The 17,453-nt window shown below is 48.2% G+C and carries 14 protein-coding genes; 6 read left to right on the top strand and 8 right to left on the bottom strand.

Going from position 1 to position 17,453, the window contains the following annotated elements; genetic code table 11:
• Positions 1 to 43 precede the first annotated feature (43 nt).
• From NA59_RS01315 to NA59_RS01300, 4 genes are read left to right on the top strand one after another with little or no spacing between them, the layout of a single operon-like run.
• Positions 44 to 931, top strand: coding sequence for an alpha/beta hydrolase (locus tag NA59_RS01315; RefSeq protein ID WP_157792524.1), 888 nt, complete (start codon positions 44 to 46; stop codon positions 929 to 931).
• On the top strand, positions 928 to 2,379 hold the full coding sequence (locus tag NA59_RS01310) for a GGDEF domain-containing protein (protein ID WP_044406799.1): 1,452 nt from the start codon (positions 928 to 930) through the stop codon (positions 2,377 to 2,379). The genes NA59_RS01315 and NA59_RS01310 overlap by 4 nt, the downstream gene beginning before the upstream one ends.
• Positions 2,380 to 2,387: 8 nt before the next feature.
• The gene (gene coaE, locus NA59_RS01305) at positions 2,388 to 3,032 is read left to right on the top strand and encodes a dephospho-CoA kinase (RefSeq protein WP_232504006.1); all 645 of its coding nucleotides are present in this window, start codon (positions 2,388 to 2,390) and stop codon (positions 3,030 to 3,032) included.
• A 4-nt stretch (positions 3,033 to 3,036) separates the two neighbouring features.
• Complete coding sequence (locus NA59_RS01300; RefSeq protein ID WP_044406795.1) at positions 3,037 to 3,225, top strand: DUF6722 family protein; 189 nt, start codon at positions 3,037 to 3,039, stop codon at positions 3,223 to 3,225.
• A 99-nt stretch (positions 3,226 to 3,324) separates the two neighbouring features.
• Here the strand turns inward: NA59_RS01300 and NA59_RS01295 are convergent, their stop codons facing one another.
• The 3 genes from NA59_RS01295 to secA all read right to left on the bottom strand — a co-directional run bounded on the left by NA59_RS01295 (position 3,325) and on the right by secA (position 8,396).
• The gene (locus tag NA59_RS01295) at positions 3,325 to 4,290 is read right to left on the bottom strand and encodes a Nudix family hydrolase (RefSeq protein ID WP_096777567.1); all 966 of its coding nucleotides are present in this window, start codon (positions 4,288 to 4,290) and stop codon (positions 3,325 to 3,327) included.
• 99 nt (positions 4,291 to 4,389) lie between these two features.
• Complete coding sequence (gene argJ, locus NA59_RS01290; RefSeq protein ID WP_044406789.1) at positions 4,390 to 5,613, bottom strand: bifunctional glutamate N-acetyltransferase/amino-acid acetyltransferase ArgJ; 1,224 nt, start codon at positions 5,611 to 5,613, stop codon at positions 4,390 to 4,392.
• Between the two features lie 50 nt (positions 5,614 to 5,663).
• On the bottom strand, positions 5,664 to 8,396 hold the full coding sequence (gene secA / locus NA59_RS01285) for a preprotein translocase subunit SecA (protein ID WP_044406787.1): 2,733 nt from the start codon (positions 8,394 to 8,396) through the stop codon (positions 5,664 to 5,666).
• 79 nt (positions 8,397 to 8,475) lie between these two features.
• Between secA and NA59_RS01280 the strand changes: the two genes are divergently transcribed.
• A complete protein-coding gene (locus NA59_RS01280) occupies positions 8,476 to 8,907 on the top strand; it encodes a DciA family protein (RefSeq protein ID WP_083944830.1) in 432 nt (143 codons plus the stop codon).
• Here the strand turns inward: NA59_RS01280 and lpxC are convergent.
• The 5 genes from lpxC to murC are packed head-to-tail and all read right to left on the bottom strand — an operon-like array spanning position 8,899 to position 14,115.
• Positions 8,899 to 9,810 carry a UDP-3-O-acyl-N-acetylglucosamine deacetylase gene (gene lpxC, locus NA59_RS01275; RefSeq protein WP_044406781.1) on the bottom strand — a complete coding sequence of 304 codons (912 nt, stop codon included), beginning with the start codon at positions 9,808 to 9,810 and terminating at the stop codon, positions 8,899 to 8,901. The genes NA59_RS01280 and lpxC overlap by 9 nt on opposite strands.
• A 22-nt stretch (positions 9,811 to 9,832) precedes the next feature.
• Positions 9,833 to 11,077 (bottom strand): cell division protein FtsA, encoded by a 1,245-nt coding sequence (ftsA, locus tag NA59_RS01270; RefSeq protein ID WP_044406777.1) that lies wholly within the window; start codon positions 11,075 to 11,077, stop codon positions 9,833 to 9,835.
• An 18-nt stretch (positions 11,078 to 11,095) separates the two neighbouring features.
• Positions 11,096 to 11,800, bottom strand: coding sequence for a cell division protein FtsQ/DivIB (locus NA59_RS01265; protein WP_052501370.1), 705 nt, complete (start codon positions 11,798 to 11,800; stop codon positions 11,096 to 11,098).
• 12 nt (positions 11,801 to 11,812) lie between these two features.
• Positions 11,813 to 12,727 (bottom strand): D-alanine--D-alanine ligase, encoded by a 915-nt coding sequence (locus tag NA59_RS01260; RefSeq protein WP_044406774.1) that lies wholly within the window; start codon positions 12,725 to 12,727, stop codon positions 11,813 to 11,815.
• A gap of 2 nt (positions 12,728 to 12,729) precedes the next feature.
• Positions 12,730 to 14,115, bottom strand: coding sequence for a UDP-N-acetylmuramate--L-alanine ligase (gene murC / locus NA59_RS01255; RefSeq protein WP_044406770.1), 1,386 nt, complete (start codon positions 14,113 to 14,115; stop codon positions 12,730 to 12,732).
• Between the two features lie 391 nt (positions 14,116 to 14,506).
• On the opposite strand from murC, the gene polA reads away from it, so the two are divergent.
• Positions 14,507 to 17,302 (top strand): DNA polymerase I, encoded by a 2,796-nt coding sequence (gene polA / locus NA59_RS01250; protein WP_044406768.1) that lies wholly within the window; start codon positions 14,507 to 14,509, stop codon positions 17,300 to 17,302.
• The last annotated feature ends 151 nt before the right edge of the window (positions 17,303 to 17,453 follow it).

Below are 17,453 nucleotides of genomic sequence, written 5' to 3'. Positions count from 1 at the left end.
GCTAAGATTGGATGTCAAAACTCAAACAAGTTTAGGGAAAGAGATGAAATCAACCTATCAAATCCTGTCTGCTTTTATATTCTCGATGTGGTTTACGCTCAGCAACGCGCAAACGATTGAATTGCAAGCCCCTGGTGCGTCGGTAATAGGTCAAGCACTCTACACCAGTGTTCCCAGTGATAACGCAAACAAGCCCGTTGTGTTAATTTTGCATGGCTTTTCCGCCACCCACAACTATCCAACCGTCGCCACGCTTCAAGACTTTTTGAATATTGAGGGGTATAGCACCTTATCACCGACACTTACAATGAACATTCCAATGCGCAGTCAACCGCTGAGTTGTAACAGCTTACACACCCATACCCTAGAGCAGGACATCGCGGAACTGATGGCTTGGATCAGCTGGCTGGAACAGCAAGGGCATAAAGAGATTGTGTTAATTGGCCACTCCAGCGGCAGCCAAACTATTTTAGAAGCACTGGCGGCAAACCCTGTGCCCTCATCAATCAAAGGGCTTATCTTTACCAGTTTGTTTTATCTCGCTGGACAGGAGCTAGGCAATAAAACTAGCGACCGCCTTCGTGCCGAGCAACTTATCCGCGAAGGGATTATCCGCCCTGAACACTATAGTTTTCTATTTTGTCAGGATGACTATTTCGCTACAGCTGAGAGCTATTTATCCTATCTTAAAATCACCCGCGAACGCGTTATTCAAACCCTCAAACAACTCGATCGGCCTAATCATACCCTGATGGCAGGGAATGACACACGCTATGGCCAAGTAGGCAAAAAATGGCTAGATGAGCTACAAGAAACGGGTACAAAACTAACCATTATAGAGGGCGCAAACCACTTTTTTACCGGCGAACAAGAACCTGCCTTTCAAGATAATCTGCTGCGTATTCTGCAAACGATGGAGGCCGCTCGATGAAACCATCCTTCGCCGCCAAAACACTATTGATCAGCTTTATCTCGGTTGGACTAGCACTGGTGTTAATCACCAACGCCAGCCTTTACTATCAAGGGCTAAATATCCAGCAACAAGTCGAAAAGCAAGTAACCATCAAAGCTAAAAATGAACTACAACAAGCCTTAGAAACCAGCTTTAGACAAAACCGCCTTGAGCTGGATCAACTGACAAAATGGGATGATATTCACCAACAACTCCACCAACCAAGTTACTATTATTATTGGCACCAACAGCGCCTTAAACAAAGCGGCTACTTTAAACCCCACTACTACCAGCTAGAGCTATATGACAGCCAAGGCACCAAGCTGGTTGCCATCAACCATGTTCGCCCCAACGTGCTTCCCGATCAGATAACAGAGGCTAACCACTATATTTTGGCCCCGTTTATCAATCAAGAATACTATGTCAGCCACCAAGCCATTTACTCACGCGTCAACCCAGAAGAAATAATTGGCTATGTCGCGCTAGCGGTTAACTTCCATCAACTTCTTGCACAGCACAATCAGTTCTTCTATTTAGACTTTAAAAACCTTTATCTTAACCGTAGCGGCATTATTGGGTTTGATGAGATAAGTGAAGCCTTGGTTTATCGCCCTGTCTCCAATCCTGTGAGCGACCAGCTTTGGGAATTAATCGAGCAATTTGTCATCATTTTCACTCTAATCAGCCTCACGGCCGCACTCATCGTTTTTGGTTTCATTCAAACTTTTTTTCTCAGGCCGCTCAGTAAAGTAGGGCAATATCTTCAACATCTCAGGCTAAACCCTAACCAACAGATTAGTGATACCTCAGCGCCGATTCTGTTAAAAGAATGCCAAGAACTCAAAGGCCAATTAGGCGAGTACCACAACGCATTGTTAGCGAGTCAAAATCAACTTAAAAAATCTAACCAGCAGCTTGAACACCTCTCACTCAGCGACCCAACTACAAAGATAGGCAACCAGCGTGCACTAGATCAATATTGGCAAACCTCCCTTGAAATGCAAAGCTTATCCCCTAAGCCGGTTGCCTACCTCATGCTTAGCTGCGAAAACTTTCGAGACATGGTTTATCAATATGGCTTTCAAGTCACTGAAGCGTTAGTTAAGCAGTGGGTTGCTCGCCTTAAAGAACACAACAGCTCAACCCCGTTATTTCGCATCAGCCCAGACACCCTTGTCATGATTTTAGTCGACTTTGACCCGCAAACACTAGAACAACAAGCGCATACAATCATTGAACAGCTAGGGACAACATATAGTGATATTGGCATACAACATGCGGTTTTATTTCGTCTTGGGATTAGCTACGTGAATGGCAAACAAGACAGTCTTGCAATGAAAAGACTGCCTAAACAAGCCGATTTTGCGCTTTATCGCGCGATGCACTCAGAAACCAGTCGTGTTTATATTTTTAGCGAGAATCAATGAATAAACACATGAGTGAACCGATGAGTGAACCGATGAGTGAACTCTTGAATAAACCGATGATTATCGGCATCACTGGCGGTATAGGCTGTGGAAAGTCTGCCGTGTGCAAGGTATTTGAAAAGCAAGGTTATCCGATTATCGATACCGACCAAGTGGCAAAACAATTAGTCGAACCACAGCAACCAGGCCTGGTGGCGATGATAGCACTTTTAGGCGAGGCATATTTAACCCCTGAAGGCACACTGAATCGCAAAAAACTCGCCGATGCCTTTTTCAGCCAGCCCGAGCTTAAACAGCAAATTGAAGCGATATTGCATCCACTGGTGCGCCAAACCGTGCGCCAACAGATTGAGCAACTCAAGCCCCATCATCGGTTAATTTTTGTCGCCATTCCAGTGTTGAATCAAATTAATCAACCTGAGTACCAGATTGACCATCTACTGCTGATTGAATGTGATGAACAACAACAAATCCAGCGCGTCCAACAACGCGATCAACGCAGCCTAACGCAAATCCAACAGATCATCAAACAACAAGCGCCACGCCAAGAACGCCAGCAATGCGCCGACTCGATCCTCACCAACAACACCAGCCTCGAAGCCCTAGAACAAAAAGCCCTCGCTTGGCTTTCTACTCAGCTTACGCTAAGATAACATCATGAATCAAAACTTTAAAAACAAACTCGCCGACTACCTACTCGACATTTCAAAACTGGTTTTTGCGGGTGTGGTTTTAACGACTATATTGGAATTTGACATGGCATCAAAATGGACAATCATTACCATTGGTTTTTATGCTAGTGGCATGATTGCGCTTTTTGGTTTCTTATTATTGGAGAAAAAATAACATGGAAGCATTGGTTTTATTTAGCGGGCTAGCAATAGTTTCAACTATTGCTGTGGTTGTTTTGCTTTGGAAACAACACCAAGACAAAAAGTCTAATCGCTAAATCGGTTGTGGCCAGTAGCCTGAAATGGCGGCAATGCCTTGTGCGCCCTGTTGTTTGGCCTCTGCTCGGTCTGTGTCGTTAAGACCGCCTAATGCATAAACCGGTATCGGCATCGCTTGCGTCATGGTACTAAACGCCTGCCACCCTATTCCCGCCACCCCCGGATGTGAACGAGTGGGCTTGACGGGCGACAGCAACACAAAATCGGCTTGCAGCTCTAGGGCTTTCGCCAGTTCCAATTCATTATGACAAGATACCGCCAGCCACTTGTCATTGGCAATCGGACGTTGCACTAAGCCCATAATTTCCGTAGAGGCCAGTTGCAACCCATCCGCTTGCGGCAGTGCATCCAACCATTCTACTTTCGCATTCAACATTAATTTTGCTCCATGACCATGACACAGGGGTAAGGCCGCCTGCGCTAGTTCAATAAACGCCGCTTTATCCAGACCCTTAGCGCGAAGCTGCACCAACTTTATGCCCTCGGCTAACGCTGCTTTTAAACGCGAGAGCGCATCCTGTTGGTCATGGAATTCACCGGTAATCAAATAACGATCCGGCAATTGCAACGCACGCACAATCCCCTTATTCGCCACCAACATCTGACGTTGATCAAGCGCATTCAATGGGCACCATTCAAACGCATGGCCTTCAAGCGCCTGAAGTTCGCCCTGTGCGCTTGTGGTAACAAATACATGTAACTGCACCTCTACATCACGCTGGCCGCGATGAATGGCTTGACTGCGATGAACCCAGGGATAACTTATCAAAGGCTGCCAATCGGCTGTTTGCAATCCGGTTTCCTCGCTGAACTCGCGGATTAATGCCTGCTCAGGGCTTTCACCCGCTTCAAGTTTACCGCCCGGAAACTCCCATTGGCCCGCAAACGACTGGCGCGCTAATCGCTGCCCAATTAACACCTTGTTATCCTGCAACAAACAGCCTACGGCAACCTGAATCATTGATGTCTCCAAATACATTTTCTAAACAAATTCTCTAAACGAAAAAGGCACGAAATCGACATAATTTCGTGCCTTGCTGATCACTTTTCCATTAACGGATTACGAACGATATTCTGCATTTATCTTGACATAATCATACGAAAAATCACAGGTCCAAACCGTTTCTGAGGCCTCGCCGCGATTCAGCTCGATGCGTACTGAAATTTCATCCGACTTCATCACCGCCTGCCCTTGGTCTTCAGTGTAATCGGCGGCTCGACCGCCATTGCGCACGATGCACACACCGCCCAAGAAAATCTGCAGTTTGGTGATATCCAAGTTATCAACACCCGCACGCCCGACCGCTGCCAGAATACGACCCCAGTTAGGATCTGAGGCAAACATCGCGGTTTTGACTAAGGGCGAAAGCGCCACCGCTTGCGCGACTTTTAAACACTCCGCTTCATCCTGTCCGCCGTTGACTTCAATCGCGATAAACTTAGTCGCGCCCTCACCATCGCGCACAATCATATGCGCTAGCTCCGTCATCAACGATTCTATTTCCTGCGCAAACTGCTGATAGGCACTCGATTGCGCATCCGTTATCAAGGGCATATCCGCCTGTTGTGTCGCGCTTAAGGTGCAGGCATCATTGGTTGAGGTATCGCCGTCCACCGTAATACGGTTAAAGGATTTTTTGACCGCTTGCTTTAAACAGCCCTCTAACAGCGTCGCACTGATTTTGGCATCGGTGACCACAAAACCCAGCATCGTCGCCATATTCGGATGAATCATGCCGGAGCCTTTTGCCATACCCGTAATCACCACATCATGGCCGTCAATCGAGATCACGCGACTCACCATTTTAGGCACGATATCCGTGGTCATAATCCCCGCCATCGCCTGTGCCCAGCCATCAATTTTGCGGTTAGCCAAGGCATCAGGCAAACCGCGCTGGATTTTTTCCATCGGCAACGGCTCACCAATAACACCGGTTGAAAAAGGCAAGACTTCTTCCAACTGACAACCTAGCTCATCCGCCAACCACTGACAGGTTTGCGTGGCATTCACCAGGCCTGGTTCACCCGTGGCGGCATTCGCATTACCACTATTAATCAATAAAGCACGCGGCTGCGCCTTGGCTAAATGCGCTTTAGCCAAGGTCACCGGCGCCGCGCAACAGGCATTAGTGGTAAAGGTGGCGGCAGTGACCGTGCCTTCCGCAAGCTCAATCACCACCAGATCGGTTTTACCGTTTTTTTTGATTTTAGCCGCTGTCGCACCTAAATAGGCACCGGCAACAGGATGAATAACAGGCAACTCGCTTGATAAACCTACAGGCATTTCACACCTCAAAAATGTAAAAGACCTTTGCAAGCAAAGGTCTGAATGGATTAATTTAATTTACCACAACACTGTTTATACTTTTTACCTGAGCCACAAGGACAAGGATCATTGCGCCCTACTTTTGGCACGTCACGACGGAAGGTTTGTGCTTTTAAATCCTCATCAGCCTGGCTGCTAGAGCCCTCTTCAGCCGCAGGCTTATCCGCATCAGGATGGATCGCTTGAAGCTCCAGCTGAGCCTCTTGCTTCTGCTGTTCCTCAAACGCCGCTACATCCTGCTGACTATGTAACTGCACTAAGGATAGCATTTTCACGGTTTCGCGCTTCACTTCGCCCAAAAAGCCTTGGAACAATAACGCCGACTCGCGACGATATTCTTGAAAAGGGTCTTTCTGCGCAAAGCCGCGCAAATGTATACCACGTCGCAGATAATCCATCTCCGCCAAATGCTCACGCCAAAGCTTATCGATATTACGCAATAACACTTCTTTTTCAAAATGTCCGAGGGTTTTTTCGTCCACTACCTTCATTTTTTCATTGTAATGATCAATCACCGCCTGCAAAATCTTCGCGCGCAGGGTTTCTTCATACAAGGACTTGTCTTGTTCCAACCATTGCTGAATCGGCAATTCGACGCCAAACTCTTCATGCAACGCGGTTTCCAATTCAGGAATACGCCATTGCTCGTCCAAACTGCCCGGCATAATATAGTTGTCAATCACGCTATTGACCACGTCTTCACGCATCAACTCAATGGTTTCACGCACTTCTTCACTTTCCATCAACTCATTACGCTGCTGATACACCACTTTACGCTGCTCGTTGGCAATGTCATCAAACTTCAACAGGTTCGCGCGCTCATCTTGATGTAAACGTTCTACTTGTTTCTGCGCACGTTCAATCGACTTGCTGACCATGGGGTGCTCAATCGCTTCGCCTTCTTCCATACCTAAACGGCGCATCATGTTTTTGACTTTCTCAGACGCAAAACGGCGCATCAAATTGTCGTCCAACGACAGGTAAAAACGCGTCATACCCGGATCACCTTGACGACCGGAACGACCACGCAACTGATTGTCGATACGACGCGACTCATGGCGCTCAGAGCCAATTACTTTTAGACCGCCCAACGCCAATACCTTGTCATGGCGAATTTGCCAATCAGCCTTCACCTTCTCAACCTGTTCAGCTGTTGGATTCTCACCCAGTTCTTCGATTTGAGCTTCAAGATTACCGCCCAATACAATATCCGTACCGCGCCCCGCCATGTTAGTCGCAATCGTAACCGCGCCTGGCATACCGGCGTTGGCAATGATATGGGCTTCACGCTCGTGTTGTTTAGCGTTCAATACTTCGTGGGTCACCTTACCCTGCGTAAATGCATTCGACAACAACTCCGACATCTCAATCGATGCGGTACCAATCAAAATAGGCTGACCGGTTGCGTGCGTCTGCTTAACGTCTTCAACGATTGCATTGAACTTACTTTGTAAGTCCAAGAATACCAAATCGGTTAAATCCTGACGCGCTGGCACTTTATTGGGTGGAATCACCACCACTTCCAAGCCATAGGTCGATATAAATTCACCGGCTTCGGTGTCAGCGGTACCGGTCATACCCGATAGCTTGCCGTACTGGCGGAAATAGTTTTGGAAGGTGATCGACGCAAAGGTTTGGCTTTCGTGCTGAATATTCACACCTTCTTTCGCCTCAACCGCCTGATGTAAACCTTCGCCCCACCGACGACCTTGCATCTTACGGCCGGTATGCTCATCGATAATCACGACTTCGCCATTTTCAACGATATAGTCGCGGTTTTTCTCGAACAGCACATTCGCACGCAAAGCGGCGTTAACGTGAATCATCAAACCAATATTTGTCGCATCGTAAAGGCTTTCACCCTCGTTTAACAAGCCCGCTTCAGTGAGCATGTTTTCAACTTTCTCATGCCCCTCTTCGGTTAAATAGGTCTGACGCGCTTTTTCATCCACCGTGTAATCACCCGTGGTGGTTTTTTCGGTTGTATCTTCTTCACCGCGCTCCAAATGCGCAATCATCGGGTTTATTTTTTGATAGATTTCCGCTTTGCTTTCATTCGGGCCGGAGATAATTAACGGCGTGCGGGCCTCATCAATCAAGATCGAGTCCACCTCATCAATAATCGCAAAGGCTTGACCGCGCATGACTTTTTCTTCTTTGTAAATCGCCATATTATCGCGCAGATAATCAAAGCCAAATTCATTGTTGGTGCCGTAAGTAATATCCATTGCATACGCCAACTGTTTTTCTTGATGGCTTTGGCCGCTGACAATCACGCCTGTCGTCAAGCCCAAAAAGCCATACAACTTGCCCATCCACTCGGCATCACGCTTGGCTAGATAATCGTTAACCGTAATGACATGCACCCCATTTCCTGTCAGCGCATTCAGATAAGCGCCCAAGGTCGCCACAAGGGTTTTACCCTCACCGGTACGCATTTCAGCAATACGGCCATCGTTTAGCGCCATGCCACCAATCATCTGCACATCATAATGGCGCATGCCAAAGACACGCTTACTGGCTTCACGCACCACCGCAAAGGCTTCTGGCAGAATATCATCGAGCTTTTTTCCAGCGGCTAGCGCTTGCTTAAATTCATCGGTTTTCGCTTTAAGTTGCTCATCGGTGAGTGCTTCAAAACTGGACTCGAAGCTATTAATGGCCGGGATGCGTTTATGGTATTGTTTTAGGATGCGCTGATTGCGGCTACCAAACACTTTTTGAATGAGAGTTTTAAACATAGGTTTTCAATATCCAACGGATTTCTGAGTTAAAATTGGGCTTATTCTATCACAGTAAAACGAGATTCGACTTCTACAAATGATGAAACATAGCCTTGCACAACCAGGCCTGGGCAAACTTTTCCAGCAGGCCGAGCTTTACCAAGCCTTACATGATTTAGCTTTAGCGCAATTGCCGCCTCCGCTTGCGCAACATCTAGTGGGTGTGAGTATTGATAAACAAACGTTAATTTGCTTGGTGAACAACCAGGCCTGGGCAAGTAAACTGCGGTTCTTTGAACAAAACCTACTCGGCTGTTTTCAACAAAACTTACCTCACCTTCATCTCAATCAAGTCAAGTTTAAACTGCTGTTAGATTTTGAAGAGCAGCAACAAAAAATCAAGAAAAAAGCCAATCGACCCGATTTACAGAGCGCGCAAGAAATGCAAGCGATGAGTAAACACCTTCCCGACAAACTCGCACAAGCACTCACCAAACTCAGCCGGCGCGCACTTGATCATTCAGATTAGTACTTTACTACTGCTAAAGTCGATGGGCGGCGTTTGATCGGGATCAAGCGTAACGACTTCATAAGCATCCGGCTGATTAAATAATTCACGCAGTAACTGGTTATTCAACGCGTGACCTGATTTGTGAGCGGTAAACTCGCCCAGAATAGTGTAACCCGACATAAACAAATCGCCCACGGCATCTAAAATCTTGTGGCGCACAAACTCATCTTTGTTACGCAGCCCTTCTTTATTCATCACACCCGAGTCATCCAAACCTATCGCGTTATTCAAGCTCGCCCCTAAGGCCAATTTACGCGAACGCAACATGTCCATGTCACTCATAAAACCAAAAGTACGGGCGCGGCTGACTTCTTTAAAATAAGAGGTGGACGAAAAATCCAGCGTCATGCTCTCAGCGGTTTGCTTAAACGCAGGGTGGCTAAACTTAATCGAAAAATTTAAACGATAACCCTCATAGGGATGAAACTCGGCCCACCCCCCTAATTCGTTTTCAACACGAACGGTTTTTTTAATCCGCAGATACTTTTTGGGTGCCTCTTGATACTGAATACCGGCTGACTGAATTAGAAAAATAAAATGTGACGCACTGCCATCCATAATCGGCACTTCATCCGAGTCCAAGTCGATATACAGATTATCCATCCCCACACCCGCCAGCGCCGACATTAAATGCTCAATGGTTGCAATTTTTGCCTCACCACTCTGAATCGTGGTACATAACATGGTTTCGCCCACAATATCCGCTGACACCTTAAACTCGGCAACCGGGTCAAGATCAATCCGCCGAAAAACAATACCTGTATCGACAGGCGCAGGGCGAAGGGTCATCAAGGCTTGATGACCTGTATGTAGGCCAACACCTTTGGCTTTAATCGGGTTCGCTAGGGTTCTTTGCTTCACGCTCTATCTTTCTCTTCAAATATTAAAAACTCTTATTAAACCAGTCTTTCATGCGGTTTAACAAATTCACTTTATTGGTTAACGGCTGTTCAGGCTGGTGATCCACTTGATAATAACCATTATCCCGCGCATACATCAATAAACCGACGGTTGTGGCATAGGCCGGGCTAATGACCTCTTCTTTCAACCCGGTGACCTCATGTGGAATACCCAAGCGTACCGGCATATTAAACACCTCCTCAGCTAACTCCACCGCACCTTCAACCAGTGAACTGCCACCGGTTAAAACCACGCCTGCCGCAATCATCTCCTCAAACCCAGAGCGTCTTAATTCCGCCTGGATGAGTTGAAATAGCTCTTCATAACGCGGTTCAACAACCTCCACCAAGGTACGGCGAGATAAACAACGCGCAGGGCGATCCCCCACACTCGGCACCTCAATTTCCTCATCCTGTGCAATGAGCTGAGGCAAGGCACAGGCATACCTGCGTTTGATATCTTCGGCCGCCTGGGTGGGGGTGCGGAGCGCCACAGCGATATCGTTCGTTACCTGGTCGCCTGCCACCGCAATCACCGAGGTATGCCGAATCGCCCCCTGATAGAAGACCGCAATATCGGTGGTACCGCCACCAATATCCACCAAACAAACACCCAGTTCCTTTTCATCTTCGGACAGGACGGATTCACTAGAGGCCAGCTGCTCAAGAATAATATCCTCGACTTTTAAACCACAGCGCTGTACGCACTTTGTAATATTCTGCGCGGCACTTAATGAGCCGGTCACCATATGCACCTTAGCCTCTAAACGCACCCCTGACATACCAATCGGCTCGCGAATGCCGCCTTGGTTGTCAATCATGTACTCCTGCGGCAAGATATGCAGCACTTTTTGATCACCCGGAATCGCTTGAGTGCGTGCCGCATCAATCACTCGCTGAATATCCTCTTCAGTCACCTCTTGGTTGCGAATCGCGACCATACCATTGGAGTTAAAACTTTTAATATGACTTCCAGCAATACCGACATAAACAGACTGTGCTTGATAACCTGACATGCGTTCGGCTTCATCAATCGCCCGCTGGATTGACTCAACGGTTGAGTCAATATTCACCACCACACCTTTCTTAAGGCCGCGAGACGGATAAGTCCCCATCCCTAAAACCTCAATATCACCATTAGGTTTAATTTTGCCGACAATTGCCGCAATTTTCGACGTTCCGATATCTAAACCGACCACCATGTTTGTTGTATTTCTTTTACGCGCCATAACCTTCTCTTTTGAGCGTTAATTCGTCACTAGATCACTGTTTTTGGGCATGATAATTGCAAACCCATTCGTATTCCGTAAATCATAGCCTTGTGCGGATTCTACCAGCTTTTCGGCTAACAAGGGATAAGCGCGCACAAAGCGCCTTACTTTTGTTGACCAATTTGCCTGATCAACCCTTAAAACCAATCCGTTATCCAACTCCACACTCAACACACCATCTATATGCTGGCGCAAATCCACCAACGACCAGCCCAAGGGTTCGAGCTGCTCGGGAAGTTGATCAAGCAACTGCAAAATGCCTTCCACCTGCAGTAAATCACCATCCAACTGTATCAACTGTTCAAAGCCAGCTAAATCAATCGGCGTAAATACCACCGCATCCGCTGTCACCAAACTTGACTCGCCCCATCTAGCAATCGGCTGGTATTCCTGAATCTTTATTTTTAAATTTGACGGCCAGCTTCGCTGCACCTCGACACGGTGAATCCAAGCAACCTGCTCCAAGGCCGTTTGCAAGCGCAGCAAGTCCACCTTCCAGAATCCCTGAACTAAAAACGGATAGAGCGCATCATCCACCTCATCCAAACTCACATGCTGCAATGGGTTCTCGATGGAGTAGGATAACACCTCGGGCGTTGTGCTTTTAGCCTGTAAATAACCATAAAAGATCAAACTTACCGCCAGCGCAAAACCCAACAACCAACTGAGTTTAGTGAACATGGCAGACCCACCTCACTGAACAACCTGCGAACTACGCAAAATTTCAACAACCAACTGTTCAAAACGAAAGCCTGCCTGCTTAGCGGCCTTAGGCACTAAACTTTTCTCCGTCATCCCCGGTACCGTGTTCAACTCAATCAACCAGGCCTGGTTATGCTTATCAAGCATGACATCCATCCGCCCCCAGCCTTGTGCACCGAGCACATCAAACCCCTGTAGCACCAACTGACTAATCTGCCGCTGAATCGATGCATCCAAATCGCACGGACAAATATACTGGGTGTCATTCGCTTGATACTTCGCATCAAAATCATAAAAATCATGCGTGGTCTTGAGCTCAATCATCGGCAACACCTGACCCTTCAAGAGCGCTACCGTAAACTCGCGCCCTTCAATAAACTCCTCAATCAACACCTCCGCATCATAGGCTTGAGCCGCACTCACCGCCTCAACCAATTCCTGCGAATCATAAACCTTGCGCATACCAATGCTTGAACCTTCATGGCTTGGCTTCACCATCAGCGGAAAACTCAGCGTCAACGCATCCAGCGCCAGCGGCTGGGTTTTGGACACATACACAAACCCCGGTGTTGCCAGGCCTGCGCCGCGCCACACCCACTTGGTGCGCAACTTATCCATTGCCAAAGCTGAAGCCGCCATCGCGCTACCGGTAAAGGGCAAACCCAACGATTGCAAAATCGCCTGCACCTGACCATCCTCACCCCAACGACCATGTAACGCAATAAAGGCACGATCAACCTGCTGCGCTATCTCAACCAACTGCGTCAAACAGGTGACATCAAACGCCTGCGCATCAACACCCGCCGCCAGCAAACCCTTTAACACCGCCTGACCACTGCGCAACGACACCTCGCGCTCCGCCGCCACACCGCCCATCAACACCGCCACACGCCCAAAATCCGCCATGTTTAGCGCTCCCGTTCCTGCCAAGCTTTGGCCCAAGCACCAATATCGCCCGCACCCATCATCAATACCAAATCATCGTCTTGCAACAGATCCGCCGCCAGACCATCCAATTCAGCAAAATCATCCACCAACACCAGATTTTGCTCACCGCGTAAGCGCATCGCTTGAATCAAGGCTTTAGAATCAAAATTCGGCAAAGGCGTTTCGCCTGCAGGGTATACCTGCGCCAAGATGACCAAATCCGCTTTTAACAAAGCATGCACAAAATCTTCAAACAAGTCACGCGTTCGGCTATAACGATGCGGCTGGAACACCAACACCACACGCTGCCCCTCAAACGCATTCCGCGCGGTTTCAAGTGTTGCGACCAGCTCCGTTGGATGATGTCCATAATCATCCACCAGTGTAACCTGACGTCCGCCAATCACACGATTCGCATACACCTCAAACCGCCGCCCAACACCGGCAAACTCACGTAACGCCTGTCCAATAGCTTCGATTTTTACACCCACCTCCAACGCCACTGCAATCGCCGCTAAGGCATTCTGCACATTATGCCGCCCAGGCAAGTTCAGTAACACATCAAAAGGCGGCTGATCCTGGGTCACCACCGTAAAACGCGTTTGCAAACCACAAGGCACAACCTCAATCGCGCGCACATCAGCCTGCTCATCAAAACCATAGGTGCGGGTTTTTCGCGCCAAATCCGGCAAAATCTGCTTAATATACGGATCATCCAAACACATCACCGCCAACCCATAAAAAGGTAAACGGTTAATAAACTCAATATAAGTTTTAATTAAGCGAGAAAAATCGCCCTGATAGGTTTCCATGTGATCCATATCAATATTGGTCACAATCGACATCATCGGCGTCAAATGTAAAAACGACGCATCCGATTCATCCGCTTCGGCCACCAAATACTTACTAGAGCCCAAACGGGCATTCGCCCCAACCTGGTTCAATTTGCCGCCAATCACAAACGTAGGATCAAGCCCACCTTGGGTTAAAATCGCCGCCGTAAGGCTCGTCGTGGTGGTTTTGCCATGCGTGCCCGCGACCGCAATACCAAAGCGCATCCGCATCAACTCCGCCAACATTTCCGCACGCGGAATCACCGGAATACGCTGCGACTTCGCCCAAACCACCTCAGGGTTATCGGCCTTAATTGCGCTAGATATCACAAGCACATCCGCCGCCTGCATTAACTCAGGTTGATGATCAAACTGCACGCGCGCACCTTGTGCTTGCAAACGATGAATATTGGCATTGAGTTTCATATCCGAGCCAGACACATCAAACCCCAGATTCAAACACACCTCAGCAATGCCGGCCATACCAACACCACCGATCCCCACAAAATGAATTTGTTTAACCTGCTCTTTCATTTATACCCACAAAAAAACGATTGAAAATGGCGCCTATGATAGCAAAAATACCGTCCTAAAGCCCGATTTGTTTAAACGAACAAGCACTAACCCTGCCAAATGAAGAAAACTGACTTTCAGCAACCGAACAATCAGAACAAACTACTCCACAGAAGAGTACTGCACTTTTTCCGACGAATCCAGCAGGGGCGCATCTGATTCTTTTTTCGAAGGTAAATCATAAATCATCGGAAAAAAACAATTCATCCGCTCCGGCTTCGAACGGCAAGCATCTGAGCTTGCGGACTCTGGCAATAACTTCTCTATAGTCTCTAACCCGGATATTTAGCTTTATTCCAATCCGTGTTTTCGTCTAAAATCACGTTACTCTCATTAGATCCTAAGGTTTCACATGTCTCAAACGTCTACTGCTCCGATTATTTTGGTTGATGGTTCGTCCTATTTATTTCGTGCATTTCATGCGATGCCGCCGCTGACGAATGCCGCTGGGCATCCAACGGGGGCGATTTATGGCGTGACCAATATGATTGGCAAGCTACTGGAAACTTATCAGCCAGAGCACATGGCGGTAGTATTTGATGCCAAGGGTAAGACCTTTCGCAATGAGCTTTTTCCTGAATACAAAGCCCATCGCCCGCCGATGCCGGATGAGTTACGGGTTCAAATTGAGCCGATTCACCAGATTGTTAAGGCACTTGGCTTACCCTTATTGGTGATTGAGGGGGTGGAAGCCGATGATGTGATTGGCACGCTGGCGGTGCAAGCGACGCAAGCGCAACGCGATGCGCTGATTTCCACTGGCGACAAGGACATGGCGCAACTGGTGAATGCGCATATCACGCTGATTAACACCATGAACAATACCCTAATGACACCCGACAAGGTGGTGGAAAAGTTTGGTATTCGCCCAGATCAAATCATCGACTATTTGGCGCTGATGGGCGATACCTCGGACAATATCCCCGGCATTCCTAAATGTGGCCCAAAAACGGCGGTGAAATGGCTGAGCGCTTATGACACGATGGACAATCTGGTCGCGCATGCCGATGAAATCAAAGGAAAGATTGGCGAAACCCTACGCGAACATATCCCGCATTTGGCGCTGTCGCGTCAGCTGACCACGATTCGAACGGATTGCGACTTGCCGATTAATCTGCCGGATTTAGCGCGCCGTGAGGCCGATATCGACGCACTTAGCCGCTTGTTTAGCGAGTATGAGTTTAAAAACTGGCTCAAACAGCTTGAAGAAGGTCAATTGCCTTTTAGTAAACAGGTAAGTCACCATGCCAGGCCTGGTGCTAAAAGCCTGCCCTCAAACCGTGAAAAAACCGCTGACACACAACCAGCCCTAGTTACAAAAACATTAGAGTCCGCTGACTACCAAACGATTTTAACCCAAGCCGATTTTGATTTGTGGCTCAAAAAACTCACTCAGGCTGAGCACTTTGCTATCGACACCGAAACCACTTCTCTGGATTCGATGCAAGCACAATTAGTTGGTCTTAGCTTTGCGCTTGAGCAAGGGGGTAAAATTGAAGCCGCCTATTTGCCCCTGCGCCATGATTATGAAGACGCACCGAGCCAACTCGATTTTGATGCCACCCTGGCGGCACTCCAACCCCTGTTAGAATCGGATCGACCCCAAAAAATTGGCCAGAACATTAAATATGACTGGCATATTTTTGCCAACCAAGGGATTCGTTTAAATGGTATCGTGTTTGACACCATGCTTGAATCCTATGTGCTGAATTCGGTCGCCAGCCGTCACAATATGGACGACCTTGCGCAGCACTACCTCAACAAAAGCACGATTAAGTTTGAGGAGATTGCCGGCAAGGGCAAAGCACAAAAAACCTTTAACCAAATTGCATTGGAGCAGGCCGCGCCCTACGCCGCCGAAGATGCGGATATTACGCTGCAACTGCATCAAACGCTTTATCCGCAATTAACCCAACAACCCGACCTGGTTGAAGTCTTGAACGAGATTGAGATACCGCTGTTACCTGTTTTAGCCAAGATGGAGCGTCATGGTATGCTGGTGGATAAGGATTTATTAAAAATCCAAAGCGCTGAGTTGGCTGATAAAATTGCCGCCCTCGAAGAAGAAGCCTACCGCCTAGCCGGCCAAGAATTTAACCTTAGCTCACCCAAACAATTGCAAGAAATCCTGTTTGAGCAGCAGGGTTTGCCCGTGATTAAAAAAACCCCGAAAGGCGTGCCCTCGACCGCTGAACCCGTGCTCGCTGAACTCGCGGAGCAAGGTCACGAGCTGCCCAAAGTCATTACCCAGCACCGCAGTTTAGCCAAGCTTAAATCGACTTACACCGATGCGCTTCCCAAGCAAATCGACGCCACAACGGGACGGGTTCACACCTCTTATCAGCAGGCCGTGGCTTCAACTGGGCGTTTATCGTCTACTGAGCCCAACCTACAAAATATTCCGATTCGCACCGCCGAAGGGCGGCGCATTCGCCAAGCGTTTATCGCCAGGCCAGGTTATCAATTGCTCGCCGCTGACTATTCACAAATCGAGTTGCGCATTATGGCGCATTTAAGCCAAGATGCCGGCCTGGTAGAGGCGTTTGCGCAAGGCAAGGATATTCACCAAGCTACGGCGGCAGAAATCTTTGATATGCCGCTGGCCGAGGTCACCATTGAACAGCGCCGTAGCGCCAAGGCGGTCAACTTTGGTTTAATTTATGGCATGTCGGCGTTTGGCTTGGCTAACCAGTTGGGGATAGATCGCGGCTTGGCACAAGCCTATATTGACCGTTATTTTGACCGCTATCCCGGGGTCAAAACCTATATGAACACCACCAAAGCCGATGCCGAGTATTATGGTTATGTGGAAACCCTTGCTGGACGACGCTTTTATCTGCCGGATATCAGAGCGCGTGGTCCACGCAAGCAGCACGCTGAACGCACCGCCATTAACGCCCCGATGCAGGGTACCGCCGCCGATATTATTAAAAAAGCGATGATAACCTTAGATCAGTGGATTGACCAAAGTGGTTTGGATATTCGGATGCTGATGCAGGTACACGATGAATTGGTTTTTGAAGTTAAAACCGAACTACTTGAACAGGTCAAGCCGGAAATTAAGCGCCTAATGGAAAGCGCGATGACGCTGAATGTGCCGTTAATTGTTGAAATCGGTGAGGGAGATAATTGGGATCAGGCGCATTAATCCCTTCAGGTTAGCACAACGAGCACTGCGAGGTTGAAAGCCGTCGCAATCGATGCAGATTGCACACGCACTGAGAGATTGCCGCGTCGCTGTGCTCCTCGCAATGACAGGTTTTTTAACTTCATGTCTGCGTAGCTGGGCTTGAGTTTTC

Origin of the sequence: Thiomicrospira microaerophila, from assembly GCF_000934765.1 — a bacterium.
GTDB lineage: Bacteria > Pseudomonadota > Gammaproteobacteria > Thiomicrospirales > Thiomicrospiraceae > Thiomicrospira > Thiomicrospira microaerophila.
This window is presented reverse-complemented; position numbering and strand designations above follow the sequence as displayed.

Coding starts and splice junctions, on each gene's coding strand:
- argJ (WP_044406789.1), bottom strand. CDS start 5,613: ATGCCTGTAGGTTTATCAAGCGAGTTGCCTGTTATTCATCCTGTTGCC.
- NA59_RS01315 (WP_157792524.1), top strand. CDS start 44: ATGAAATCAACCTATCAAATCCTGTCTGCTTTTATATTCTCGATGTGG.
- murC (WP_044406770.1), bottom strand. CDS start 14,115: ATGAAAGAGCAGGTTAAACAAATTCATTTTGTGGGGATCGGTGGTGTT.
- secA (WP_044406787.1), bottom strand. CDS start 8,396: ATGTTTAAAACTCTCATTCAAAAAGTGTTTGGTAGCCGCAATCAGCGC.
- coaE (WP_232504006.1), top strand. CDS start 2,388: ATGAGTGAACCGATGAGTGAACCGATGAGTGAACTCTTGAATAAACCG.
- NA59_RS01300 (WP_044406795.1), top strand. CDS start 3,037: ATGAATCAAAACTTTAAAAACAAACTCGCCGACTACCTACTCGACATT.
- NA59_RS01295 (WP_096777567.1), bottom strand. CDS start 4,290: ATGATTCAGGTTGCCGTAGGCTGTTTGTTGCAGGATAACAAGGTGTTA.
- NA59_RS01280 (WP_083944830.1), top strand. CDS start 8,476: ATGATGAAACATAGCCTTGCACAACCAGGCCTGGGCAAACTTTTCCAG.
- NA59_RS01265 (WP_052501370.1), bottom strand. CDS start 11,800: ATGTTCACTAAACTCAGTTGGTTGTTGGGTTTTGCGCTGGCGGTAAGT.
- ftsA (WP_044406777.1), bottom strand. CDS start 11,077: ATGGCGCGTAAAAGAAATACAACAAACATGGTGGTCGGTTTAGATATC.
- NA59_RS01310 (WP_044406799.1), top strand. CDS start 928: ATGAAACCATCCTTCGCCGCCAAAACACTATTGATCAGCTTTATCTCG.
- polA (WP_044406768.1), top strand. CDS start 14,507: ATGTCTCAAACGTCTACTGCTCCGATTATTTTGGTTGATGGTTCGTCC.
- NA59_RS01260 (WP_044406774.1), bottom strand. CDS start 12,727: ATGGCGGATTTTGGGCGTGTGGCGGTGTTGATGGGCGGTGTGGCGGCG.